Here is a 23985-nt window from a genome sequence, read left to right as displayed (position 1 = left end):
GCTGCATCGAGCCCGCAATATCAATCTGCAACCCGGTACAAGCTTTGCTTTTGCCACTCGGCCGGGTGCGGCTCCATCAGCGCTGCCAACGTCACCTCCGGCCCCTGCCGCCCGTCCAGGATCGCCTCGACGATCTCTGGCGCGAGCAGCGTCAGGCGCACGACGCGGGTAATGTAGGAGGGCGCGATCCCCTCCCGTTCGGCCAGTTCGGCGATGGTAGCGAACTCACCCGACTCGAGCATCCGCTTCCAGCGGAAGGCACGGCTTAGCGCCTTGACCAGCGTGCTGTCTGTCCGGCGCGATGGCATCGCACCGTCCGGCAACTGCATCTCCTTCCGTCCGCCGCGCTTCACGACACGGAACGGGACGTGCAGCGTCACCGTGTCGGGGATCGGAGCCCCGCGGGTCATGCGGCTTCCCCAATGCCGCCGGCCAGCATCTCGCGCGCGAGACCGCCGAGGCAGTCGACGCGCAGGCGCACGTTGAGCCCCTCCGTGCCGACGTCCACGCGCTCGACCAGCAGCGCCACGATGCGCGCCTGCTCCGCGGGGAAAAGCTCGTCCCAAAGCGGATCGAGCTGCTGCAGAGCCGCACGCGCGTCGGCCTCGGAGATATCGTCGGCGTGGTTGCGCGCCGCCTTCCATGTCCCTGCCACGATCTCTGGCTGGCGGAACACGGCGCGGAGCTGGTCGATCACGGCGGCCTCGATCTCGCCTGCGGGGACACGACCCACCGGGCACGCGCCGGCGCCATGCTTCAGCACCGTCTGGCTGACGTAGTAGCGGTAGAGCCGGTCGCCCTTGCGGGTGTGCGTCGGCGAGAACGCCGCGCCGTCGGGACCGTAGAGCAGCCCCTTCAACAGCGCCGGCGTCTCGGCGCGAGTCCGCATTGCCCGCTTGCGGGGGCTCTCCTGTAGGATCGCATGGACGCGGTCCCAAGTCTCGCGGTCGATGATCGCGTCATGCTCGCCGGGATAGCTGTCGCCCTTGTGGACCGCCTCGCCGATGTAGGCGCGGTTGCTCAGCATCCGGTAGAGGTACTTCTTGTCAATTCGGTTGCCGCGCGGGGTGCGGATGCCGCATTTCGCGACCTCGCGCGCCAGTTCCGTACAGGACCCGATCTCGAGGAAGCGTGCGAAGATCCAGCGGACGCGCGCTGCACTTTCCTCATCAACGACCAGCTTCCGATTCTCGACGCGGTAGCCGTAGGGCGGCACCCCGCCCATCCACATGCCCTTCTTCCGGCTGGCGGCAACCTTGTCGCGAATCCGCTCGGCGGTCACCTCGCGCTCGAACTGGGCGAAGGACAGCAGGATGTTAAGCGTGAGCCGGCCCATCGACGTGGTGGTGTTGAACGACTGCGTGACCGAGACGAAGGTCACGCCGTTGCGGTCGAACACCTCGACCAGCTTGGCGAAATCGGCGAGCGAGCGCGAGAGTCGGTCGATCTTGTAGACCACGACCACGTCGACCAGCCCGTCCTCGATGTCGGCCATCAGGCGCTTGAGGCCCGGGCGTTCCAGCGTACCACCCGAGATGCCGCCATCATCATACTGGTCGCGGACCAGCACCCAGCCCTCGGAGCGCTGACTAGCGATGTACGCCTCGCAGGCCTCTCGCTGGGCATGCAGGCTGTTGAACTCCTGCTCCAGCCCTTCCTCGGAGGATTTCCGAGTGTAGATCGCACAGCGCAGCTTGCGGACGACCTTCGATTTCTCGGGCGGCTTCGTCATGTTCGCCCCCTGTGGTTCTTCAGCCCGAAGAAGGTCCACCCGTTCCAGCGCGTGCCGGTGATGGCCCGGGCGATGGCGGAAAGCGACTTGTAGGGCCGCCCCTGCCATTCGAAGCCGTCGGCGGTGACGGTGACGATCTGCTCGACGCCCTGCCATTCGCGCAGGAGGCGCGTGCCCGTGATGGGGCGGTCGCGGTCGGCGCGGATGCTGCGCTTCTTCCTGTCGCCGCCGTCCAGTTCTTCGCCCAGCCGCTCAAGGCGCCGGATCGTCTCGGGCTTCAGCCCGCCATAGGCGAGTTCTTGGATACGATACGCGATGCGGCTTTCGAGATAGCGGCGATTGAAGGGCGGCGGCTCGCTGTCGAACAGGTCGCGCCACTGTTGCTTCAGGTCGGACGTCGGCGTGATCTTGAGCGCGGCCAGGCGCGCTGGGATGGGATCGGGCTTGTTCATGCATTTCTCCGGTGAGTTGGAATTGCATGACGGCATTGGTCGGGCGGATAGTGTAGGCAACGTTCTCCAGTACCTTCAGATACTTCGTGCCCATTCTGCCCGAGCAGCCGAACCAGCCCGAGCGCCAGCAGGCCGCACAGCTCGGCGCGGCGTTCTGCGGGGGTCATCTGGTCGGGCGGGAGCGGATTGGGGCGTTTCATGCGGGCCTCGGAGCGGTCGTCTCCTCTGGCCTCTACTCGTCGATGTCGGAAAGCGTCCCAGCCGATCCCGCAATGGTTGAAGAATCGCACGAAAGAACGTAGCAAGAACACTTGTCTTGCAGGAAAGGGGGATTCGTCGTGGCCGGCAATTTGAAGAAGTTCGTGAACCCCCGGTTCATCAAGACCATCGATCTCGCCCTGATGAAGCCGCTGCTGGCGCGACATGCGGGCAAGTACAAGGGCTTCTCCGTCGACCTTCTGGACCAGGAGGAGGATGCCGCCCGCGAGGCGCTGGAGAAGCTACTGACCGGCGCCGAAGACAGCTATCCCGAGGGGCTGCGCGGCGATCTGCACCGCATCGCGGAACTTGGCGATGCCCGCGGCCTCGAGATCATCCAGGCGCAGGCTGCCCGTCAGGGCGTCGATCTGTTCCCCGACATGAAGACCGGCGACGAGGACTCGCCGAACAAGGCGCATGATCCCAAGCACATCGCCGTCCGGGTGTTTCTGGAGCATCCCGACCTGTTCGACGCCGCCGCCGACCACATGGCGATGCTCACCGCTGATCGCCTGCATGAATATGCCGGGCGGGAACGTGGCGTTGCGATCGATCTGACAGAGGAGAAGGTCGAGGCGTTCCGGACGGCCGTTGCCGCGCTCTTCCGTGACGCGTTTCTCGGGGACTACTGCCGGGTCGGCGACTACGACGACGATGACGAGATCAACCTCGTGGTCAGCCACGGCTCCATGGTTTCGACCATGCCGGTCGTCGAGGGCCAGGTCGAACGGGTCATCAGCGTGCGCCAGATTTCCCACGCCGTGCTGCGATACTCCGAGAACACCGGCATGTTGCGGCTGGCCCGCATCAGGAAGGCGCATCAGCCCGAGATCGCGGAACTCTTCGCCTCGATCATCCTCGACAGGCCCGGCTTCTTCGACGGCGACGATGCGCAGGACCTCTATACCCTGCGCCCGGTCGAACTGGCCGGACCGGGCTTTACCTTTGATGCCGCCTACGATCCACTGATCGACAAGGTGCTGATCATCGAGGCGGCGGCCGACCTGATGGCGCCCGGCAAGAAGGGGTATCCCCGCGTGGTGCGCACGCTGCGGTCGCGGGATCTCGGCGGTGACGCGCTCCAGCATTTCGGCAGCACACCGGTCTCTTTCGGCGGCGCCTGGCGGCTGGGCGAGCTCGTGTTCCGGATCCTGTTCAAGGGCGACAGCAAGCGCCAGCCGCAGGTCACAGTCAAGCTGCGGCCCCCGGGCGTTGTGCAGTTCCGCCGCACCCAGCATGAGGCGCGGGTGATGAAGCTGATCGAACGGAACGGGCTGATGAATGACCGAGACGATTTTGAGGTTGTTGACGCGGCTGAGTGAGGCTGGCGACGACGCAATCCTGTCCGGCGAGCTTGCCGTACCCTTCTTCGGTCCGGTCTTCGACCGGCTGCTGGCGAAACGTGTCCTCGTCGAACAGGCGCCGCTGGCCGATTGGGAGGTCTGCTATGCCTGCGAATGCGGGCTCCCCTGTCGGCCGATCCGGAAAGCGGGCGATGGATATCGTGCTGAGTGCCCGCTCGACCGCCGGCAGGACATCGATCTCACCAAGGACGATTTGCGCGTGTTTCGCATCGGCGCTGACGCGCTGGCATCCGTGATCGGTGCTGCGGCAGGGTTCGCCGCAGCACCGAAACGCGCCGCGGAGAACGTCTGGCGGCTCGGCGATACGCCATCGGGAAGGGCGGTGTTTCTTGCGCTTCAGCCTGCAGCGCTGACCGGCGACGGCATCATCGCATCGTTGCGCCAGGCGGCGCAGGGCTCGGACATCACGATCCTCACACCGCAGATGTCAGTGGAGACTGCCCGGCGTCATCAGGATGCGGGCTTTCATCTCATCGAAACCCTCGAGGTGCTGACGCCCGCCACAAATGGCCTCGGCGGCACGATCGACATCGCGGCTCTGGCGCCGGTCCCGCTGGCGCCCGTGCTTCGCGTGCGAAGGGCAACGGCCGAGGTTCAATGGGACGGTCGCTCCGTCATTCTGTCGCGTCAGATCTTCCCCGTGTTCGAACGCCTGCTGGAGAAAGCGGTGTCGCGCGATCAGGTCGCCTCCGGAGCCCATGTCGAAGGCACGACGGCGCGCGAGGCCAAGGATCTGATCCGCGAGCTGCGCGACGCGTTCAAGGCTGCGGGTTTCACCGATACCGAGAGCAAGGCCCTGATCGAAACGGTGCGCGGCCGGGGCTATCGGCTCGGCGTCCCCGCAACAGAGATCGTGATCGAGGGTTGAGCCAGATGCTCGACGAGGGCTCGTCCGCCGACATCTTTTCCCACAAGATATACTTGGCTCAGAATCGCCCAGTCCACCGGGCCGCAAATGCTCAGAAAAATGACGAAGACACGCAATAACCATTACGTACCCCAATGGTACCAGCAGGGCTTCTTTGAGCCGGGCCAGAACACCTATTCGTATCTTGATCTGAGCCCGCCCCAGCACGTGCGACCGGACGGTCGCGTTGCCTCTGGGAGATCGAAATTCGTTTCGCCAACGTCACGAGCCTTCTGCCAGCGGGACCTGTATTCTACCTTCTTCGGTACGTCAGTGAATGACGAAATTGAGCGGAAGCTATTCGGTGATATTGATACGCGCGGAGCTCATGCCGTCCGCGCCTTTGTGGGCGACGATCCCAGCGAACAGCATCGACACTTCAAAACATTCTTCGAATATCTCGACATCCAAAAAATCCGTACGCCTAAAGGGCTCGACTGGTTAAGTGCGCAGTACCCTCGACTGACGCAGAACGAACTCATGTTCGAGATGCAAGGCATCCGCATGATGCACTGCACGATTTGGACGGAAGGGGTTAGAGAGATCGTGTCGGCGCAGGACGCCGACGTTAAATTCATCGTGAGCGACCATCCGGTCACTGTCTACAACTACGCCATACCACCCGATGGGACGGGCAACTGCTATCCGAAAGAACCGTCGATCGCGCTTAAAGGCTCGCAGACTGTCTTCCCACTCAATCGGGATTTTTGCCTCATTCTAACGAATCTTGAATATGCAGAAGAGCATTCGGCCAACCCGCCTGAGAAGCGGACCTTCGCGGGCAATTATCGCAATTCGATGGTGCGTACTGACGCGTTCATACGTACGCGCAAGCTTGCGAGCCAAGAGGTCATCCGGATCAACCGACTGCTCAAGGCGCGAGCGAGACGGTACATCGCCGCTGGCAAAGAGGAATGGCTTTTCCCAGAGATCTCGTCTGCTGAACCTTGGGCCGACCTGCGCGGTACCTTACTTCCCCCCAAGAACGATCTTTGGCGCTTTGGTGGCGAGATGTATGCTCGCTTCGAGAACGGCGAAGTCTATTATCAGGACGCTTTCGGAAGGACTGAAAAGGAACGTGAATTTCTAAGGAAGAAACCGCCAGCGAAGACACCTCACTCTCGCGATCCCTGCGGTTGCGGGTCGGGCCGCGCGTTTGGTGCGTGCTGCGAGCGCAAGCCCGTTGCGCTCCGACCCACATGGGCGGAGCGCAGTATCCGCGAGCGCAACTTGATGCTTTATACAGGCATCTCCAAAATTCTGGGTCTCGCGGAAGACCGCGATTGGGCCACCGTGCGCCGCGAGATTACCGATGAGAATATCAAGGAAGTGTATGGCATCTACGACGCCTTGTGGCCGCGCGAGACAAACTTGCTTGCGATGCTGCCAAAGCCTGATGGTTTGGCTCGTGGGATTTACACCGGATTTCTACATCCTTCTTTCATTTCGAACAGTGCGCTTGGCCTATCACTCTATTTCGACGAATTGCTGATCGAGCATCCCTTTATTCACCCAAGAACCGTAAACAAGAAGTTCAGTCCGCTCGAACACCCCAAGACGTACCGGCAGGAATTCCTGAAGTCGGTCGTTTTGTTCATGGCGATCATGCCGCTTGTCGAACAAGGGCTCGTCACCTTATTTCCCGATCCCTGCAATTTCGATTTTCATTTGCGCGATCAGATGTTCGAAATGGCAAAGTTTCGGTCACAGGGAATGAGGGTCGATCCAGATGAAGAACCCGGCTTGGCGGAGCTGATGAAGGATGACCACAAGCGGAGCATGTTGCTGCTGCCACGAGAGGCGCTTCGGCGCCAAGTTCTCCGAAATTCTCCCGAACTGGATGAAATGGCTGTCGAGGACCTTTTGGATGGCTTCGAGATGCTTCGTGAGCAAGACCCACTTGCCGTGCTACAAGAGGGATCGCTCGAGGGCGGCGAGGGCGGCGGACAGTTCACGCCGTTTAAGTTGGCGCCAAACTTCGAGATCTCGATGTATCTCGCGCAGGCTACCGGCTCATGCATCGTCACCGACAGCGTGTTCCGCTGGCGCGAGTTGGTGACGGCAGCAGGACGCGGCACGCAGGGTGCACCGCCGCTGCGTCAGTTACGAGCTGGCATGGAGCAAGCTGACTTTATCTTCCCGTACGACGTCCAGGAAATCGCCGCCTTCGCCGGGCGTCGAGTATTTCGAGGCTATCCAGACATCATGCGAAAGGTCTTCAAGTACCTTTTAGCGTTTCCGAAAGGAGGCGCAAAGCCAAATTTTGAAGCCAGCCTCAATGCTGAATTCAAGCGGGTCCACGCCTCGACGGTGCAGGTCACGAAGAAGTCTGGAGCTCAGCTGTCGGAAGCGCGGGTGTCGTGCCTTTTGCCCGCTGGTGGCATCCAGGACAACACCGTCAATCGGCTCCTCTTGATGTCCAGCTCCGAGCACCACCTCGCGAGTGTGCCGATGGCCTTGTTTGTAAAAGGCAATGGAGCGGAACGGTGACCGCCAGGCACTGTCAAATAGAATCCCCGCCCGCCTGAACATCTGCATTGCGCGAGCACCGGCTGTGCGTGACCCCGACTCAATAAGTTGGCCTAGTTCCGGCAAATAAGTCGGCCCACCAAACCCCCACCTTATTCCCACCCCGTTCCCACCTGCGCGCCGACCGCATCCGGCACCTTGGGCTCATCAGAAACGATGACCGAGGCGCACAGCGATGCAGATCGAACTTTCCCCCGACGACATTGAAACCATCATCCGCGAGGCCGATGCGGCGGCGCAACGGCTTCGGCGCAAGCTGTGCCTGCCGCTTTGCGAGCGCGAGGATTTGGGCCAGGACCTCCTGGTCGATCTGCTGCGCCGCTTGCCCGCCTACGATCCCTCGCGTGGCAGTATTGGCGCCTTCGCCAACATCGTCCTGCGCAACCAGTCCTCGCGGATCGCCATGCGCCATCACCGCCAGCGTCGTGCGCAGGGTGGGTCGCTGCTCTCGCTCGAGGTGCCGCTGGCCGGAGCCCACGAGCCGGTCGGCAACACGCTGACCGAGGACGACGGGCTTGCCGCCTGGCACGGCCAGACCTGCTGCGCCGCCGCTGTCACCGAACTTCACCACGCTCTGCGGGCCGCGCTCGCGCGGCTCCCGGCTGAGGATCGCCGGTTCTGCGCGGCGCTGGTGCATCGCCCCGTCACCGCCCTCGTGGCCGAGGGTTTCGGGAGCCGTTCCGCGCTCTACCGCCGCCTCGCCGATCTCCGTCACGTCCTCACCGCCCACGGTCTCGGTCCCGCCTGGGACGATCTCGCGGCGGCCTGAGTAGAGGCGAAAGGAGGAGATCATGTTCATGGGCACCACCCCCTTCATCACGGTCCGCGCCCGCCGACCGCTCACCGAGATCGAGTTCTGCGCCTGGGTGGCGCAGGCCGTGCCGGGTGACCGGCTCGAATACCATCGCGGCTTTCTGGTCCTCGACATTTTCCCGATGTTCGCCCGGCTGCCGGATCAGCAGCGCGCGGAGCTGGCCCGGCTCGGGTCGCGCGCCTTCTGGGCCGCTGAGCAGGGCCTCGTGCACCTGGTGCAGGAGCGCACGGGCCCCGACCAGTTCGCCTACATCGCCGTCGCCCGCCCCAAGCCGAAAGCCGCAGCCGTGTCGCTGTCCGCACTTCTGCTCGCCGAGCAGGAGGCCGCGTGATGACCGCCTTCCAATCCATTTTTGCCAATCATGGAGACCCGTACATGCCGTTCCCCGCGAACTCCCCCACCATCGACGACTTGCCGGGCCTCGGCTTGCAGGACATCGCCCAGCTGCCCGTCGAGTTGCTGGCCATCCTGCAGCGCGACGTCGATGAGCGCATCAAGCGGGACAAGGCCGCGAAAGCCCGCCTCGATGGCGCGCTAACCGTCCGCTACGCCACCCGCGCCGCTGAAATCCGGCAGGCCGCGGGCAAGGACACCGGCACGATCCGGTTCATTGATGGTGATTTCACCGTGGTCGCCGACCTGCCGAAACGGGTCGATTGGGATCAAGATCGTCTCGCCGCCATGGTCGAGCGGATCCGCGCCGTTGGGGACGATCCCGCGCAGTATGTCGACATCGCCTTCAAGGTGCCCGAGCGCAAATACGCTGCCTGGCCCGACGCCATCCGTGCCGGTTTCGAGCCCGCGCGCACCGTCCGGCCCGGCACGCTGAAGATCGAGATCGTCCCGCAGGGGGGCTATCAATGAGCCTCCCGATCATCAGCGCCGACCAGCGGCTGGCCGAGCCGCGTGGGATCAAGGGCTGCATCTTCGGCAAGTCCGGCATCGGGAAGACCTCGCTCCTCTGGACCCTGAACGCATCGACGACACTGTTCATGGATCTCGAGGCGGGCGATCTCGCCATCGAGGGCTGGGCGGGGGACAGCATCCGGCCGCGAACCTGGACGGAATGCCGGGATTTCGCGGTGTTCATCGGCGGGCCGAACCCGGCGCTGCGCGACGAGCAGCCCTACAGCCCGGCGCATTACAAGGCAGTCTCCGACCGCTTCGGCGATCCGGCCGCGCTCGACCGCTACGACACGATCTTCGTGGACTCGATCACCGTAGCCGGGCGGCTGTGCTTCGGTTGGTGCAAGGGTCAGCCCGAGGCGCTGTCGGAGAAGACCGGCAAGCCGGATGTGCGCGGTGCCTACGGGCTGCACGGCCGCGAGATGATCGGCTGGCTCACCCATCTGCAGCACACACGGGCGAAGAACGTCTGGTTCGTCGGGATCCTCGACGAGAAGCTCGACGACTTCAATCGCAAGGTCTTCCAGCCGCAGATCGACGGCTCGAAGACCGGGTTGGAGCTGCCGGGGATCGTCGACGAGGTGATCACCATGGCGGAGCTGAAGGCCGGTGGCGGCGATCCCTATCGCGCCTTCGTTTGCCAGACGATCAACCCTTGGGGCTTTCCGGCCAAGGACCGCTCCGGCCGGCTGGATCAGGTCGAGGAGCCTCACCTCGGCCGCCTGATGACGAAGATCCGCGCCCCCGTCGCGCCAGCGCCCAAGCGCCTGACCTACACCCCGCCACCCGCCGATCCGGCGGCTGACGCCCAATCCCAACCGCAATCCTGATCAGAAAAGGAGGTTCCCCATGGGTTCCTGGAACGATTTCAACGACGCGCAGAGCAACACCAACCTGATCCCCAAGGGCACGCTGGCCAAGGTGCGCCTGACCATCCGCCCCGGCGGTTTCGATGATGCCTCGCAAGGCTGGACCGGCGGCTACGCCACGCGCGGCTCGACCGGCGCAGTTTACCTGAACGGCGAGTTCACCGTGACCGAGGGCCAGTATGCCCGGCGCAAGATCTTCACCCTGATCGGGCTTTACAGCCCCAAGGGGCCGGACTGGGCGAACATGGGCCGCAGCCTCGTGCGCGGCATGCTGAACTCGGCGCGCGGGATTTCCGACAAGGACATGTCGGCCGAGGCGCAGGCGGCGCGGCGGATCAATGGCTTCGCCGATCTCGACGGGATCGAGTTCATCGCTCGCATCGACATCGGCACTGACGCCAGCGGCGACGACAAGAACGAGATCCGCAGCGCGGTTACGCCTGACCATCGTGACTACGCGCAGGTCATGGGGACTGCACGGCTGCAGTTTGGCGGACACGGTGCAGCCGGGCATGCGCCGCAGCAGACCACCCCTGCGGCACCCGCACATCAGCCCAGCCAGCCCGCGTCCGCCCCCGGGTTCGCCGGTCGGCCGAGCTGGGCGCAGTAAGGGGAGACCGGCCATGCGCCTGCGCCCTCGCCAGAAGACCTTCGTCGAGCGCAGCGTGGCTGCGCTCGCTTCCCGCGGCAACACGCTGGGCGTGGCGCCCACCGGTGCGGGCAAGACCATCATGCTCTCGGCGGTCACCGGCGAGATGATCGGTGCCATGTCAAAGAATACGGGGGCCAAGGCCTGCGTGCTGGCCCATCGCGACGAGCTGACGGCGCAGAACCGCGCCAAGTTCCAGCGCGTGGTGCCGGGCGTCGCCACATCGGTCATCGACGCCACGGAGAAGTCGTGGGACGGCCAGGTCGCCTTCGCCATAGTGCCGACGCTGGCGCGCGCCTCTAATCTCGCCGACATGCCGCGTCTCGACCTGCTGGTCGTCGACGAGGCGCATCACGCCGTCGCCGACAGCTATCGCCGCATCATCGATCGGGTGCGTGAGGCCAATCCCGACGCCCGGATCTTCGGGGTCACGGCCACGCCGAACCGGGGCGACAGGAAGGGGCTGCGCGAGGTCTTTGACAATGTCGCCGACCAGGTTCGGCTGGGCGAGCTGATCGCCTCGGGCCACCTCGTGCTGCCACGCACCTTCGTCATCGACGTGGGCGTGCAGGACGAGTTGCGTTCTGTGCGCAAGACCATGTCGGATTTCGACATGACGGAGGTGGCGGGCATCATGGATCGCGCCCCCGTCACCGACGAGGTGATCCGCCACTGGAAGGAAAAGGCGGGCGACCGGCAGACTGTGGTGTTCTGCTCCACCGTCGCGCACGCCGAACACGTCACCGACGCGTTCAGGGCAGCTGGCGTTTCCGCCGCGCTGATCCACGGCGATCTGGCTGCCGAGACCCGCAAGGCGATCCTCGGAGACTACGCGGCGGGGAACATCCGCGTCGTGGTCAACGTGGCGGTGCTGACCGAGGGCTGGGACCATCCGCCCACCTCCTGCGTCGTGCTGCTGCGCCCCAGCTCCTACAAGTCCACAATGATCCAGATGGTCGGGCGCGGCCTGCGCACCGTCGATCCCGAGGAACACCCCGGAATCGTGAAGACCGACTGCATCATACTCGACTTCGGGACGTCGAGTCTCACGCACGGCACGCTGGAACAGGATGTCGATCTCGACGGGCGCGTTCCGACGCCGGGGGAAGCCCCGACGAAACTCTGCCCCGAATGCAAGGCCGAGATCCCGATCGCGGTCACCGAATGCCCGATCTGCGGGTGCGAGTTGCCGCGCGAAGGCGCTGAGCCAATCGACAGTTTCGTCATGACCGAGCTCGATCTTCTCGAGCGATCGAGTTTCGCGTGGGTGGACCTGTTCGGCGACGACGCCGCGCTGATGGCCAACGGCTTTCACGCCTGGGGCGGCGTGTTCTTCCTCGAGGGCCGCTGGCACGCGGTCGGGGGCGCCAAAGGCAAGGCGACGCGGCTCCTGAGCGTGGGCGAGCGCATCGTCTGTCTCGCGCAGGCCGACGACTGGCTGAACACCCATGAGACCGACGAGAGCGCCTTCAAGTCGAAGGGCTGGCTGAAGCAGGACGCGACGGAAAAGCAGCTGAACTGCCTGCCGCCCGAGTTCCGGCGCGACTACGGCCTGACCAGATATCGCGCCTCCGCGCTGATCTCGTTTCAGTTCAACAAGCGCGACATCCGGCGCCTCGTCACGGCGGCCGAGCCCGAGCGGAGGGCGGCGTGAATCATGTCGCGCAAGTCCAATCCCCGCCCGCAGCGCCTGCGGATTGCCCGGAGCGTATTCGGCTCTGGCACCCGCGCCTCAAGCCTTGCGCCGTCTGTCTGCGCCCCGCGCGCGGCTTCGGCTTCTTCAACCCCTACAAACCCCGCCCTCGCGAACACCGCTGGTTCTGCTCGATGCACTGCCAGGCGTTCTTCGCGGCTCGCCACCGGAAAGGACTGACCATGCAGGGAACGACCGATGAAGAACGCCTCGCCATTGCAATTGTGATGAAGCGGCTGGGCGAGACGATGGACCTGATCGGCTGGGACAAGCGGCTGCGCGATCTCACCGAAACCGATGTCACCGCCCTGATTGAGGAGGTGCTGGAAGGTTACGGCGCCGAGATGTCGCGCATCGCCGCCGGGCGCGAGGTGCCGTTCTGATGCTGGATTTCAACCCTCGCCCCTCCATGGCCGAGCGGATCAACGCGCTGGTCGACGCCGCGCTGATCGCCGAGCGGGAGGCCACGCCGCCACGGACCTATCTCGGCGCGTCCCGTCTGGGACATGCCTGCGAACGCGCGCTGCAGTTCGAGTTCGCGGGTGCGCCCAAGGATGAGGGCGCGGATTTCGGCGGCCAGACCCTGCGGATCTTCGAGATCGGACATCAACTCGAGGATCTGGCGATCCGCTGGCTGCGGGCGGCGGGGATCGACCTCTACACCCGCAAGGGCAATCGGCCCGATGGGGAACAGTTCGGATTCTCCGTAGCGGGCGGTCGCATCCGTGGCCATGTCGACGGGATCGTGGCTGGCGCCCCGGCCGCGCTCGGTCTTCGCACCCCGGCGCTCTGGGAATGCAAGACGATGAACGCGAAGAACTGGCGGGCCTGCGTCAAGGACGGGGTCGCCGTCTCCAAGCCCGTCTATGCCGCCCAGATCGCGATCTACCAGGCCTACATGGAGCCCTCGGTGCCAGGCATTTCCTCGGCCCCGGCACTGTTCACGGCGATCAACAAGGACACGGCCGAGCTGCACCACGAGCAGGTCGCCTTCGATGCCGATCTGGCGCAGCGCATGTCCGACCGCGCGGTGCGGATACTCCAAGCCACCGACGCCGGCGAGTTGCTGCCCCGCATCGCCGCCAACCGCGACTTCTTCGAATGCCGGTTCTGCGCCCATGCCGAACGGTGCTGGGGGTTGGCGGCATGAGCGACGAGCCCACCGAGCCATCCGATCCCGACCAGGAGCCAGCCATGCGCGACGAAACCACGCCCGATGAGCCCAAGGAAAACATCGTCCATTTCAACCCATGGCGCGACTTCAACGATGCCGCCCCGCAGATCGACGTCTTCGGCGACGAGCCCGATCCCGAGCAGATCGCCCAGTTCATGCAGGTCGTCTTCGGGTATTGCGACGGTCTGATCCCTGTCCGCAGCTTCATCGACAAGGGTCAGGGCATCGATGGCCGCCCGCACAACATCTGGCTGGAAGCGGATCATTCCGCCCCCGAGAAGATGGCGACCTTCGCGACATGGGCCTCGCGCGAGGGCGCGGCAGTCTATGTGATCCCCGGCACCGTGGCCGCGCCCGGCCAGGCCAAGGCCACCGACATCCTGCAGATGCAGACGGTAGTGGTCGATCTCGACACCGGTGACATCGCCGCCAAGCGCGCGCACCTCGAGCGCCACCTCGGCGCGCCCAGCATGGTGGTGGAGAGCGGCGGCGTCACGGCCGAGGGGCAGCGCAAGTGCCACGTCTGGTGGGCGCTGACCGAACCCGCCGAGGGTGACGACATAGCGCGCGTCTGCCGTCTGCGCGGCGACATCGCCGCAAAGGTTGGCGGCGACATGCATTTCCGCTCCGCCCATCAGCCGATCCGAGTGGCGGGCTCGGTCTACTACAAGAACAACCTCAAGACGCAGGTGCGGATCGTCGAACTGAACGCCGACCGCGAACGCGATCTGGCCGAGTTCATCGAAGCCGTCACCGACATGCCGCCCGCACCGGGCGTGTCCCTGCAGCCTGCGTTCACCCATCCCGACAAGCCCGTCCTGGACGAAGTGCTGGTCACGCCGGTGCGGGAGGGGGCGCAGGACGACTGGTCCCGCTTCGAAGGTGCGTCCGCCGCGATCGGGCATTTCATCCGCATGGTCCACGAGGGCCGGATGACAAAGGACGAAGGCTGGATCGGCATCTGCGGCTACAACGCCGCGATGCTGCGGCCCCAGTGGCCGGTAGAGCGGCTGAAGCGGGAATCCGAGCGGCTCTGGGAACTGCATGTCAAGAAATATGGCCCGCCGCTGATCCGGCTGGACTCCGGCGCACCGGGACCGGTCGAGATGCCCGCCTTCACGTTGGGCGCGCTGCTGGACGATCAGAGCCCGATGCCGGAGGACATCATCGCGCCCCGGGTGCTGACGCCGGGCGGACTGCTGGTGCTGGGCGGTGCGCCAAAGGTCGGCAAGAGCGACCTGCTGATCTCCTGGCTCGTCCACATGGCCGCCGGTGTGCCCTTCCTCGGCTTCACGCCGCCACGGCCGCTGCGGATCTTCTACCTGCAGGCCGAGATCCAGTATCACTATCTGCGCGAACGGCTGAAGCAGATCGCGCTGCCGCCAGAGGTGCTGGCCGCCGCACGCGACACCTTCGTCGCCACACCCAAGTTGAAAATGCTGCTCGACAACGAGGGCAGCGTGCGGGTTGCCCGTGCGATCCGGACGGCATTCCCGGATGCGCCGCCCGACATCCTCTGCGTCGACCCGATCCGGAACCTCTTTGACGGCGGACCCGATGGCGGTGGCGAGAACGACAACACCGCCATGATGTTCTTCCTCAAGGAGCGGGTCGAGGTTCTGCGCGACCATATCGATCCGGACTGCGGGGTCATCCTGATCCACCACACCAAGAAGCTCAGCAAGCACCAGGTGAAGGAGGATCCGTTCCTCGCGCTTTCGGGCGCCAGCGCCTTGCGGGGCTTCTACACCTCCGGGCTGATCCTGCACCGCCCCGACGAGGACGCGTCCGAGCGCAAGCTGGAGATCGAGCTGCGCAATGGCCCCGCGCTGCCCTCGAAGCTGATCGACAAGGTGCGCGGCCAATGGGTCGAAATCAACCCGATGAACGAGCGCCTCGTGCGCCAGGACATCGGCGCCAGGCATGATGCCGAGCGGGATCGGAAAAACCAGGTCGTCCTGGGGATGATCTTCGACGAGGCGGCCGAGGGTCGGCTCTACACCGCCACGCAGTTCGCGGAGGCGTTCGAGAACCAGCACGATCTCGGCGGGCGCTACAGCATCCGTGAGCGGCTGTCGGTGCTCGCCACCAAGGGCCTGATCAAGTTCCGCCGGAGTTTCACGGAGCACGGGTACGCCGGGACGCAATCGCATTTCGGATATCTCGTGATCAGGGACATGCGCTTCGGCCGCGATCCCGTGATCGACACGGACACCGGAGAGGTCCTTGCCGAGGGCGTCGCGGTGCTGCCGACCCACTACAAATGCCCCCATTCCGGCCGCGCGCGTGAGGTCGAGAACCCTTCCGTCTGGGTCTATCCGGAGGAGGTCCATGACTGACTTCCTCATCATGAGCGCGGCCTTCCTCATTCTCATCCCTTCCTCATGGCCCAATGAAATCAACAGGTTGGCGATGAGGATGAGAGAGGTATTCCTCATCGACCCGTCTCATCCCTTGAGCCTTGAAAAATCAACGGGAACAGAGACTTGCGGCCAAAACATGAGACGAGTGGGCAAGCCCCCATACTACGTATGGGGAGGCCAACCGGCAGGTTTGGCCTCGCCTCCCATACGTCGAGGGTGTCCGCGCGCGGGCTCCGACGCTCCCTGCACATTCCGATCCGACGACGGCGGCCCCGTACCGCCAAGCACCAGACCGCCGTCGTCTTCCACCCGAGCAGCCAACCAGAAGAGGAGACCACCCATGGCTGACCTGACTCTCGCCACCTCCAGCCGCGAGGCAATCCCCGATCTGCGGCCCGTCGTCCGCGCCAACCGGGTGATGCTGGCGCTCGACCTCGGCACCACGACGGGATGGGCGCTGCACGGCATCGATGGGCTGATCACATCCGGCACGGCGTCCTTCCGCCCCGGCCGCCTCGACGGTGGCGGCATGCGGTATCTGCGGTTCACCAACTGGCTCACCGAGATCGACCGGCTGTCTGGGCCCGTCACAGCCATTTGGTTCGAAGAGGTCCGCCGCCATGCCGCGACCGATGCCGCCCACGTCTATGGCGGGCTGATGGCCACGCTGACCGCATGGGCAGAATTGCGCGGCATTCCCTACGAGGGCGTGCCGGTCGGCACCATCAAGCGCCACGCCACCGGCAAGGGCAACGCGAACAAGGACGCCATGATGGCGGCCGCGCGGGCGCGCGGCTTCTCGCCCGCCGACGACAACGAGGCCGACGCCATCGCGATCCTGCTCTGGGCGCTGGAGACCCGGGGAGGTGTGCAATGAGCGGCATGCGGTTCACGCCCAAGGGTTATGGCGGTCACCGCCGCAACCCCGACGAGGTCAAGCGCGACGGCTGGAAGGAACAGGGCCTGCTGGCCGTCGCCATCGACGACGACCGCCTGACCTGGCCCGAGCGCGAACTGGTTCGCCAGCTCGGCGAGCGGCTCTACGGCAAGCGGGAACGGGAGGCGCGTCATGGGTGAGTGGACCACAGCACAAGTGCAGGATCGGCTGGAGCTCGCGGCGGGCGTGATGCGGCAGATGCCGGGCGTGATGCCGCAGGGCTTCTTCAACGCATGGCCCGAGTATTTCCACAGCTTCGCCGACAAGGTCGGTCAGGAGCCGCAGATGCGTCGCCCGAGGCCCAGCCCGCGTCAGATCACGCAGGCCGAGGAGGCGATGCTCTGGCTACGCTGGCTCGAGCCCGAGGACGCACGCCTGCTCTGGGTCCGCGCCGACGGGATGGCGTGGAAGCCGATCAGCTGGCAGTTCGGTCTGTCGCGCACGGCCGCGACCAAGCGATGGCAATACGGCCTTGCGGTGATCACCTGGCGGCTGAACGGTCGCGTGCCGTCGCCCCGGCGCTCGCAGCAGTTCGTCATCGAGAACGCCAACCGGCTGTCAAGAACAATCGTCCTCTGAGGAAATTTTCGGGTGTACATCGCAGGGCCTTACACATTTCGACGAGGCCGCTAGAAAACGAATATGCTCGGGAGAGGAGCGCGCAGGCAGAGGCCGCGCCGCTGGCTTCCGGGGTCCAGCGAAGGGTCCAGCCGGGGTCCGATGGGCTAACCCATTGAGTTCTTGGTTCCTTCCTGGCGATATTCGTATGCTGGCGGGCGAAGCGCGGGACATCGCCAGCGACAGGGCCGGATTTTTGGGAAGCCACCCGGAAGCCACCCGGAAGCCAGCGCCGCCTGAACCCGCCTGAAACACCGCAAAATCAAGCCTTTGAAGCTGGACACCCTTGGTGGCCGCTGGACCCCGCGTGGAGTCCAGTCTGGACCCCGGAGACCGGAAGCCAAGGGAATCCACCCTGATCCGAAGGACCGACCTGCCGATGACGCTGAGCTTTGCCCCCGAGCGGATTGAGCAATGGCCGCTTGCGCGCCTGCAGCCTTACGCGAAGAACGCGAAGCTGCACGGTGCCGACCAGGTTGCGAAGCTCGCCGCCAGCATGGCCGAATTTGGCTGGACCGTGCCCTGCCTCGTCGGCGAGGACGGCGAGCTAATCGCGGGCCATGGGCGCGTGCTGGCCGCGACACAGCTTGGCCTGACCGAAGCGCCCGTCATCGTGCTCGGGCATCTGACCGAGGCGCAGCGCCGGGCCTATCGTCTGGCCGACAATAAATTGACTGAACTCGGGACATGGGACGAAGCGCTGCTGTCGGCCGAGTTGAACGAGTTGCTGGCCGAAGACTTCGACCTGTCGCTGGTGGGGTTCTCCGATGGCGAGCTCGACAAGCTGCTGGCCTACGTGCCCGAGGGGGGCGGTGAAGAGGGTGGCGCAGGGGGCTCTGTGCCGCCGGTGACCATCCCCGAGCCGCCGCGCAACCCGGCGTCGCGGACCGGCGACCTGTGGATCCTCGGCGATCACCGGCTGCTGTGCGGCGACAGCACCAGCCACGACGATGTCCGCCGCCTGATGAACGGCGAGCGTGCCGTGCTGTTCGCGACGGACCCGCCGTATCTCGTCGATTACGACGGCTCGAACCATCCGACCCGCAACAAGGACTGGTCGGCGTCCTACGGCACGACCTGGGACGACAGCTCGCAGGGCGCCGAGCTCTACGACGGCTTCATCGCGGCGGCCGTGGCCGAGGCGATCACCGAGGACGCCGCCTGGTACTGCTGGCACGCCTCGCGGCGCCAGGCGATGCTGGAGGCCTGCTGGGAAAAGGCGGGAGCCTTCGTGCACCAGCAGATCATCTGGGTAAAGGACCGCGGCGTTCTGACCCGGTCGCATTACCTCTGGAAGCACGAGCCCTGCTTCATGGGCTGGCGCCGCCCGAACCGGCCGCCGAAGGTGGCCGAGGAAACGCTCCCATCGACATGGGCGCTGCCCAGCTTCGCCAAGGACGAGCGGCCCGACCACCCGACGCCGAAGCCACTCGACGCGTTCGGGATCCCGATGCGCCAGCATGTGGCGCGGGGCCGGCTCTGCTACGAGCCCTTCTCGGGGTCCGGTTCGCAGATCATGGCAGGCGAGGCCAACGGTCGGCGGGTCTTTGCGATGGAGATCAGCCCGGCCTATGTCGATGTCACCGTGGCGCGCTGGCAGGCCGAGACCGGCAAGGACGCGATCCTCGACGGCGAGGGCCGGAGCTTCGCTCAGGTGAAGGCCGAGCGGCTGGGCGACAAGGCCGACGCCGCCGCGTGATGTCCGTCTACTACAACGATGCCGATCCCGCCGCCTGCGCCTGGTTGCGGGAGCTGATCGCCGCTGGGCTCCTGCCCAGGGGCGAGGTGGACGGGCGCTCCATCATGGACGTGGAGCCGGCCGATCTGCGCGGCTTCATGCAATGCCATTTCTTCGCCGGGATCGGCGGCTGGCCCTACGCGCTGCGCCTCGCCGGCGTGGCCGAGGATCTGTCCGTCTGGACCGGCTCGCCGCCGTGCCAGCCGTTCAGCGTCGCCGGACAGCGCAAGGGACAGGACGATGACCGCCATCTCGCCCCCGCTTTCCTGCAACTCGTCGCAGCCTGCCGGCCGAACATCGTCTTCGGCGAGCAGGTCGCGAGCGCGGCAGTGCTCGGACCGGTTTGCGGCGCGGCTCGCGCAGCGGCTGAGGGTCCGGCTGGCTGGGCGTGGTTCGACGCTCTGGCGGATGCGCTGGAAGCAGCATCTTACGCCGTCGCGGCGGCCGATCTGCCGGCTGCGGGTATCGGCGCCCCGCATATCCGCCAGCGACTGTTCTTCGGCGCCGTCGCCATGGAGGGAGGCGGGCTGGGCCACGGCTTCTGCGCGGGATCACAAGGACGGATCGGAATGCCCGGCGGTGCCGATCAACGCGCTGCTCGGCCGACAGGTCTGGCTGGCGGGCTGGTCGACCACGACGCCGACCTGGCCGGCGCCAGCGCGACGGACGGCGTCTGGCGAGATCCGGATTGGCTCCTCTGCCGCGACGACCGCTGGCGGCCCGTTGAGCCCGGAACATTCCCGCTGGCTGATGGGATACCCCGCCGCATGGGGCTGCTGCGGGGCTACGGCAATGCGATCGTGCCGCCGCTCGCGGCGGAGTTCGTGAGGGCGTTTCTGGAAAGCCTGCCGGAGAGGCTGAGATGAAGCAGAGCCGGATCATGTCTATGGTCGAGGCCGTGACGAATGTCGTGGTCGGCTATGTGCTGGCCATCGCCACGCAGATCATCGTGTTCCCGTGGTTCGGCATCGAGACCGGGCTCGCGGAGCATCTGACCATCGGCCTCGCCTTCGTCGGTGTCTCGCTGGCGCGCGGCTACCTGCTGCGGCGACTGTTCGAGGCGATCCGGATCCGGAGTGCAGAATGAGACACCGCCGCCCGAGGGTGGACGGCGGCCTTCAGTCCGTTTCGGTGCGGAGCGTCAGTCGCGGATGGTGTAGACGCGGCCCCTTCCGTCAACCTTCTCGGAGGTGATGGTCAGGCCGAGCTTTTGCTTGAGCGCGCCGGCAAGCGCACCCCTCACCGTATGCGGTCTCCAGTCCAAGGCCGCGACCATCTCGTCGATGGTCGCGCCGCCCTCGGTGCGGAGCATCTCGATCAGCTTCGCCTGCTTGGTGCCTGTGCGCGGCGTGCGCGCCTTGGGCGCGGGGTCGGTCTCGGCGGGAGCGTTCTGCGAGGCCTCCGCGCTCGACGCCGCGTCAGCGCCCGTGGGCGCGTTGTCGCCACCGTCCGGCTCGACGCCGATGGCGGCGAGGCCCGCGTTGGAGATGTGCAGGAGGATGGCGCGGCCGTCCTCGTCGTTGCGCCAGATGCGGTTGAGCGCGGCGTCCGCCTTGGTCTGGCTGTCGGTCGTGGTTTCGGCGATCAGCCCGCGGGAGAGGAGCGCGCCGACCACCTTGGCGGCAGCGCCGCCGCGAAGGGAGCCGGGAAGCGGCAGAACATTGCGATCCTCACGCTGCGCGGCGGCGCTGAGGATCACGAGATGGGTGTCGGAAAGCTTGGTCATCTGGGATCTCCGTGTTCGGGGCCGCGACCGTCGCGACCCTCCTACGACCCCGAGCCGCGCAGGGCGCGCGGCAGGAGTTCCGGCTGGGCCGGAGATCAGCGGGCGTGCTCGCCCTCGCCGAAGGCGCTGTCCGTGATGCGCTTCAGGAGGCTGGCGTAGTGTTCGAGGGTGCCGACCATCGCCCAGCCCGCCTCGTCGGGGTGGCAGTTGAAATGGTCGTCGCTGAGCGCCTGCAGGCGGGCGAGCATCTCGTCGATCTCGGCCTTCTTGCCGATGAAGGCGGCGAGTGCCGCTTCCTTGTTCCGGCGCGCTTTCTCGGCGCGGGCCTCAAAGCGCGGGGTGGTGATCGGGTTCAGGCGGCTGGTCATCGTAGTGGCTCCTTGGTGAGTTGCATCGCTTCGTTGGAGTGACGTTCGCTCTCTCCGCCGCGCTTATCAACTCGATAAGCACATGATCTTGAATGATAATCGGAGCCGCCGATGCAGGGCATGAGCGAGCGCCAGTACGCCGCCCATGTCGGGCTGTCGCGCGGTGCGATCCAGAAGGCGAAGACGGCCGAGCGGCTGGTCCTCTATCCCGACGGCAGCATCAACGCGGCCGCCAGCGATGCGCGGCGGGCCGAGACGACCGACCCGTCGAAGACCCGCAAGCCGCCCGCGCCCAAACTGAAGCCTGTCCCCGAGGCGGCGGTGGCCGCTGTCGGCGACACACTGCGCGAACAGGGGCTGGCTGTCCCGGCCGTCGGGGGCGGCACGACCTTCCTGCAGGCCAAGACGGCGAACGAGGTGCTGAAGGCGCAGGAGCGGCGGATCCGGCTGCAGAAGCTGAAGGGGGAGTTAATCGAGCGGGCCCGGGCGCTGGCGCTGGTGTTCCGGCTGGCGCGGGAGGAACGGGACGCGTGGGTAAACTGGCCTGCACGCGCGGCGGCGCTGATGGCGGCCGAGTTCTCGGCCTCGTGCAGCGACGCGACGGGCCAGCAGATCACCGTGGAGCCAGCCGCGATGCAGAAGGTGCTGGAGAAACATGTACGCGCCCACCTCATTGAGCTCGCCGAGGTCCGGCCCGATTTCCGGTGAGAGCGGCGATGATCCTGGCGGCCTGACGGACTTCGACGGCGCGGGCGAGATCCTGCGTGCCTGGGGCAACGGGCTGCGGCCCGACCCGGACCTGACCGTCTCGGAATGGGCGGATCGGCATCGCATGCTGTCGGGCCGCGCCTCGGCCGAACCCGGGCGGTATCGCACGGTGCGCACGCCCTACATGCGTGAGATCATGGACCGGCTGTCGCCCGGCGATGCCACGCAACGCGTCGTGTTCATGAAGGCGGCACAAGTCGGGGCGACCGAGGCGGGCAACAACTGGATCGGCTTCGCGATCCATCAGGCGCCGGGGCCGATGCTGGCGGTCCAGCCGACCGTGGAACTGGCCAAGCGCAATTCGCGGCAGCGGATCGATCCGCTGATCGACGAGAGCCCCGAGCTGCGGGAGCGGGTGAAGCCCGCCCGGTCCCGCGACGCGGGCAACACCATGCTGTCGAAGGAGTTCGCGGGCGGCATCCTGATCATGACCGGGGCGAACTCGGCGGTCGGGCTCCGCTCGACCCCGGCGCGCTACATCTTCCTCGATGAGGTCGACGCCTATCCGGCTTCGGCCGACGAGGAAGGCGATCCGGTCACGCTGGCAGAAGCGCGGTCGCTGACCTTCGCCCACCGGCGCAAGGTGCTGCTGGTCTCGACGCCAACGATCCGGGGGCTGAGCCGGATCGAGCGCGAGTATGAGGCCAGCGACCAACGGCGGTTCTTCGTGCCGTGCCCGCATTGCGGTGCGATGCAGTGGCTGAAGTTCGACCGGTTGCGCTGGCAGAAGGGCCGCCCGGAGACGGCGGAGTATCACTGCGAGGGCTGCGACGCGGCAATCGCGGAGCACCACAAGACGGCGATGCTCGAGTGCGGCGAGTGGCGCGCGACGGCGAGACCAAGCGATCCGGCCACGGTCGGCTACCACCTCTCGGCGCTCTATTCGCCGGTGGGCTGGCTCAGCTGGCAGCGGGTCGCGCGGGCGCATGAGGCGGCACGGGGCAGCGACGAGGCGATGCGGGCGTTCCGGAACACCATTCTCGGCGAGACCTGGATGGAGACCGGCGAGGCGCCCGACTGGCAGCGGCTGGCGGACCGGCGCGAGCCATGGCCCGCGGGCACCGTGCCCGAACGCGGGTTGTTCCTGACCGCGGGCGCCGACGTGCAGAAGGACCGGATCGAGGTCGATGTCTGGGCTTGGGGCCGCGGTCTCGAAAGCTGGCTCGTCGACCACCTCGTGCTCGAGGGTGGCCCCGGCGATCCGGGCTGCTGGCAGCAGCTGACCGAGTTGCTCGGGCGCACATGGGAACACGCCTCCGGCCAGCCGATGACGCTGGCGCGGCTCGCGATCGACTCCGGGTTCGAGACCAGCGCCGTCTATGCATGGTCGCGGCAGGTGGGCTTCGCGCAGGTGGCGCCCGTGAAAGGCGTCGAGGGCTTCACCCGGACGAGCCCGGTAACGGGGCCGACCTATGTCGATGCGACCGTTGCCGGCAAGCGGCTCCGGCGCGGGGCGCGGCTCTGGACCGTCGCCACCTCGACCTTCAAGGCCGAGACCTACCGCTTCCTTCGGCAGGAGCGGCCAGCGGCAGAGGAACGGGCCGAGGGCGCGGTCTTTCCGGCCGGCACGATCCACCTGCCGGACTGGGCGGCCAGCGAATGGCTGAAGCAGCTGACCGCCGAGCAGCTGGTGACGGTCCGCACGAGGCGCGGCTTCTCCAGGCTCGAATGGCAGAAGCTGCGCGAGCGCAACGAGGCGCTGGATTGCCGGGTCTATGCCCGCGCCGCCGCATGGATCCTCGGGGCGGATCGCTGGCCGGAGGCACGCTGGGCCGATCTGGAAGCGCAGCTGGGCGTGTCGGCCGCGGATGCGACAATTGCGGACAGCCCGCTGGCGAGGCCGGCCGCGCCTCGACGAAGCCCGCAACGCCGGACCGTGCACTCCAGTTACATGAGGTGATCCATGGCCACGGCCGCAGAACTCCGTGCCCGCCGCGAGGCACTGGCCGTGCAGCGCGCCTCGGGCGTGGCGCGGGTCAGCTACGACGGCAAGACGGTGGACTATCGCAGCGTCGCCGAGATCGACCGGGCCATCGAGGCGCTGGACCGCGAGATCGCGGCGGCCGAGGGGCGCCGCATCGTGCGGCAGGTGCGCGTGACGACGGTGAAGGGGCTCTGAC

The 23985-nt window shown here is 66.2% G+C and carries 26 protein-coding genes; 21 read left to right on the top strand and 5 right to left on the bottom strand.

The genetic code is table 11. The features are described from left to right. Positions 1–20: 20 nt before the first annotated feature. From JHW45_RS12565 to JHW45_RS12555, 3 genes are read right to left on the bottom strand one after another with little or no spacing between them, the layout of a single operon-like run. Positions 21–410 (bottom strand): hypothetical protein, encoded by a 390-nt coding sequence (locus JHW45_RS12565; RefSeq protein WP_272857948.1) that lies wholly within the window; start codon positions 408–410, stop codon positions 21–23. Further along, positions 407–1732 (bottom strand): recombinase family protein, encoded by a 1326-nt coding sequence (locus JHW45_RS12560; RefSeq protein WP_272857947.1) that lies wholly within the window; start codon positions 1730–1732, stop codon positions 407–409. Before JHW45_RS12560 ends, JHW45_RS12565 begins: the two co-directional genes overlap by 4 nt. Then, a complete protein-coding gene (locus tag JHW45_RS12555; protein WP_272857946.1) occupies positions 1729–2184 on the bottom strand; it encodes a DUF2924 domain-containing protein in 456 nt (151 codons plus the stop codon). The genes JHW45_RS12560 and JHW45_RS12555 overlap by 4 nt, the downstream gene beginning before the upstream one ends. 338 nt (positions 2185–2522) lie before the next feature. Between JHW45_RS12555 and JHW45_RS12550 the strand changes: the two genes are divergently transcribed. The 18 genes from JHW45_RS12550 (at position 2523) to JHW45_RS12465 (ending at position 20090) form a co-directional block, all read left to right on the top strand. Further along, on the top strand, positions 2523–3764 hold the full coding sequence (locus JHW45_RS12550) for a hypothetical protein (RefSeq protein ID WP_272857945.1): 1242 nt from the start codon (positions 2523–2525) through the stop codon (positions 3762–3764). After that, positions 3724–4674: a winged helix-turn-helix domain-containing protein gene (locus tag JHW45_RS12545; protein ID WP_272857944.1), complete on the top strand. Its 951-nt coding sequence runs from the start codon at positions 3724–3726 to the stop codon at positions 4672–4674. The genes JHW45_RS12550 and JHW45_RS12545 overlap by 41 nt, the downstream gene beginning before the upstream one ends. Before the next feature lie 99 nt (positions 4675–4773). Beyond that, the gene (locus tag JHW45_RS12540) at positions 4774–7203 is read left to right on the top strand and encodes a DUF4238 domain-containing protein (RefSeq protein ID WP_272857943.1); all 2430 of its coding nucleotides are present in this window, start codon (positions 4774–4776) and stop codon (positions 7201–7203) included. A 214-nt stretch (positions 7204–7417) separates the two neighbouring features. Continuing rightward, entirely contained in the window at positions 7418–8011 is a 594-nt protein-coding gene (locus tag JHW45_RS12535) for a sigma factor (protein WP_272857942.1), read from the top strand. A gap of 22 nt (positions 8012–8033) precedes the next feature. Then, positions 8034–8387 carry a hypothetical protein gene (locus JHW45_RS12530; protein ID WP_185961871.1) on the top strand — a complete coding sequence of 118 codons (354 nt, stop codon included), beginning with the start codon at positions 8034–8036 and terminating at the stop codon, positions 8385–8387. Continuing rightward, positions 8387–8920, top strand: a complete 534-nt coding sequence (locus tag JHW45_RS12525; RefSeq protein ID WP_272857941.1) for a hypothetical protein — start codon at positions 8387–8389, stop codon at positions 8918–8920. Before JHW45_RS12530 ends, JHW45_RS12525 begins: the two co-directional genes overlap by 1 nt. Next, entirely contained in the window at positions 8917–9792 is an 876-nt protein-coding gene (locus JHW45_RS12520) for an ATP-binding protein (RefSeq protein ID WP_272857940.1), read from the top strand. Before JHW45_RS12525 ends, JHW45_RS12520 begins: the two co-directional genes overlap by 4 nt. Positions 9793–9811: 19 nt before the next feature. Continuing rightward, positions 9812–10441: a hypothetical protein gene (locus tag JHW45_RS12515; protein WP_272857939.1), complete on the top strand. Its 630-nt coding sequence runs from the start codon at positions 9812–9814 to the stop codon at positions 10439–10441. Between the two features lie 13 nt (positions 10442–10454). Then, positions 10455–12134, top strand: a complete 1680-nt coding sequence (locus JHW45_RS12510; protein ID WP_272857938.1) for a DEAD/DEAH box helicase — start codon at positions 10455–10457, stop codon at positions 12132–12134. Continuing rightward, positions 12131–12556, top strand: a complete 426-nt coding sequence (locus JHW45_RS12505) for a DUF6511 domain-containing protein (RefSeq protein ID WP_272857937.1) — start codon at positions 12131–12133, stop codon at positions 12554–12556. The genes JHW45_RS12510 and JHW45_RS12505 overlap by 4 nt, the downstream gene beginning before the upstream one ends. Continuing rightward, complete coding sequence (locus JHW45_RS12500; protein ID WP_272857936.1) at positions 12556–13323, top strand: hypothetical protein; 768 nt, start codon at positions 12556–12558, stop codon at positions 13321–13323. The genes JHW45_RS12505 and JHW45_RS12500 overlap by 1 nt, the downstream gene beginning before the upstream one ends. Positions 13324–13367: 44 nt before the next feature. After that, positions 13368–15686 (top strand): AAA family ATPase, encoded by a 2319-nt coding sequence (locus JHW45_RS12495; RefSeq protein ID WP_272857935.1) that lies wholly within the window; start codon positions 13368–13370, stop codon positions 15684–15686. Positions 15687–16050: 364 nt separating this feature from the next. Continuing rightward, positions 16051–16587 (top strand): hypothetical protein, encoded by a 537-nt coding sequence (locus JHW45_RS12490; RefSeq protein WP_272857934.1) that lies wholly within the window; start codon positions 16051–16053, stop codon positions 16585–16587. After that, the gene (locus JHW45_RS12485; protein WP_081969308.1) at positions 16584–16787 is read left to right on the top strand and encodes a hypothetical protein; all 204 of its coding nucleotides are present in this window, start codon (positions 16584–16586) and stop codon (positions 16785–16787) included. The genes JHW45_RS12490 and JHW45_RS12485 overlap by 4 nt, the downstream gene beginning before the upstream one ends. Then, positions 16780–17226, top strand: coding sequence for a DUF6362 family protein (locus tag JHW45_RS12480; RefSeq protein WP_272857933.1), 447 nt, complete (start codon positions 16780–16782; stop codon positions 17224–17226). Before JHW45_RS12485 ends, JHW45_RS12480 begins: the two co-directional genes overlap by 8 nt. Before the next feature lie 418 nt (positions 17227–17644). Then, the gene (locus JHW45_RS12475) at positions 17645–18964 is read left to right on the top strand and encodes a site-specific DNA-methyltransferase (protein ID WP_272857932.1); all 1320 of its coding nucleotides are present in this window, start codon (positions 17645–17647) and stop codon (positions 18962–18964) included. Then, positions 18964–19869 carry a DNA cytosine methyltransferase gene (locus JHW45_RS12470; protein ID WP_272857931.1) on the top strand — a complete coding sequence of 302 codons (906 nt, stop codon included), beginning with the start codon at positions 18964–18966 and terminating at the stop codon, positions 19867–19869. Before JHW45_RS12475 ends, JHW45_RS12470 begins: the two co-directional genes overlap by 1 nt. Beyond that, positions 19866–20090, top strand: a complete 225-nt coding sequence (locus JHW45_RS12465; RefSeq protein ID WP_272857930.1) for a DUF7220 family protein — start codon at positions 19866–19868, stop codon at positions 20088–20090. The genes JHW45_RS12470 and JHW45_RS12465 overlap by 4 nt, the downstream gene beginning before the upstream one ends. A gap of 54 nt (positions 20091–20144) precedes the next feature. On the opposite strand, the gene JHW45_RS12460 is transcribed toward JHW45_RS12465, so the two are convergent. After that, positions 20145–20729 (bottom strand): DUF3489 domain-containing protein, encoded by a 585-nt coding sequence (locus JHW45_RS12460; protein ID WP_272857929.1) that lies wholly within the window; start codon positions 20727–20729, stop codon positions 20145–20147. Between the two features lie 95 nt (positions 20730–20824). Then, positions 20825–21097, bottom strand: a complete 273-nt coding sequence (locus tag JHW45_RS12455; protein WP_272857928.1) for a hypothetical protein — start codon at positions 21095–21097, stop codon at positions 20825–20827. 111 nt (positions 21098–21208) lie between these two features. Here JHW45_RS12455 and JHW45_RS12450 point away from each other — a divergent pair, with 111 nt between their 5' ends. The 3 genes from JHW45_RS12450 to JHW45_RS12440 are packed head-to-tail and all read left to right on the top strand — an operon-like array spanning position 21209 to position 23984. Beyond that, positions 21209–21805, top strand: a complete 597-nt coding sequence (locus JHW45_RS12450; RefSeq protein WP_272857927.1) for a hypothetical protein — start codon at positions 21209–21211, stop codon at positions 21803–21805. Then, a complete protein-coding gene (locus tag JHW45_RS12445; RefSeq protein ID WP_272857926.1) occupies positions 21753–23765 on the top strand; it encodes a phage terminase large subunit family protein in 2013 nt (670 codons plus the stop codon). Before JHW45_RS12450 ends, JHW45_RS12445 begins: the two co-directional genes overlap by 53 nt. Positions 23766–23768: 3 nt before the next feature. Then, positions 23769–23984 (top strand): phage head-tail joining protein, encoded by a 216-nt coding sequence (locus JHW45_RS12440; RefSeq protein ID WP_114077109.1) that lies wholly within the window; start codon positions 23769–23771, stop codon positions 23982–23984. Position 23985 lies beyond the last annotated feature (1 nt).

The organism is Paracoccus stylophorae (assembly GCF_028553765.1).
GTDB lineage: Bacteria > Pseudomonadota > Alphaproteobacteria > Rhodobacterales > Rhodobacteraceae > Paracoccus > Paracoccus stylophorae.
This window is presented reverse-complemented; position numbering and strand designations above follow the sequence as displayed.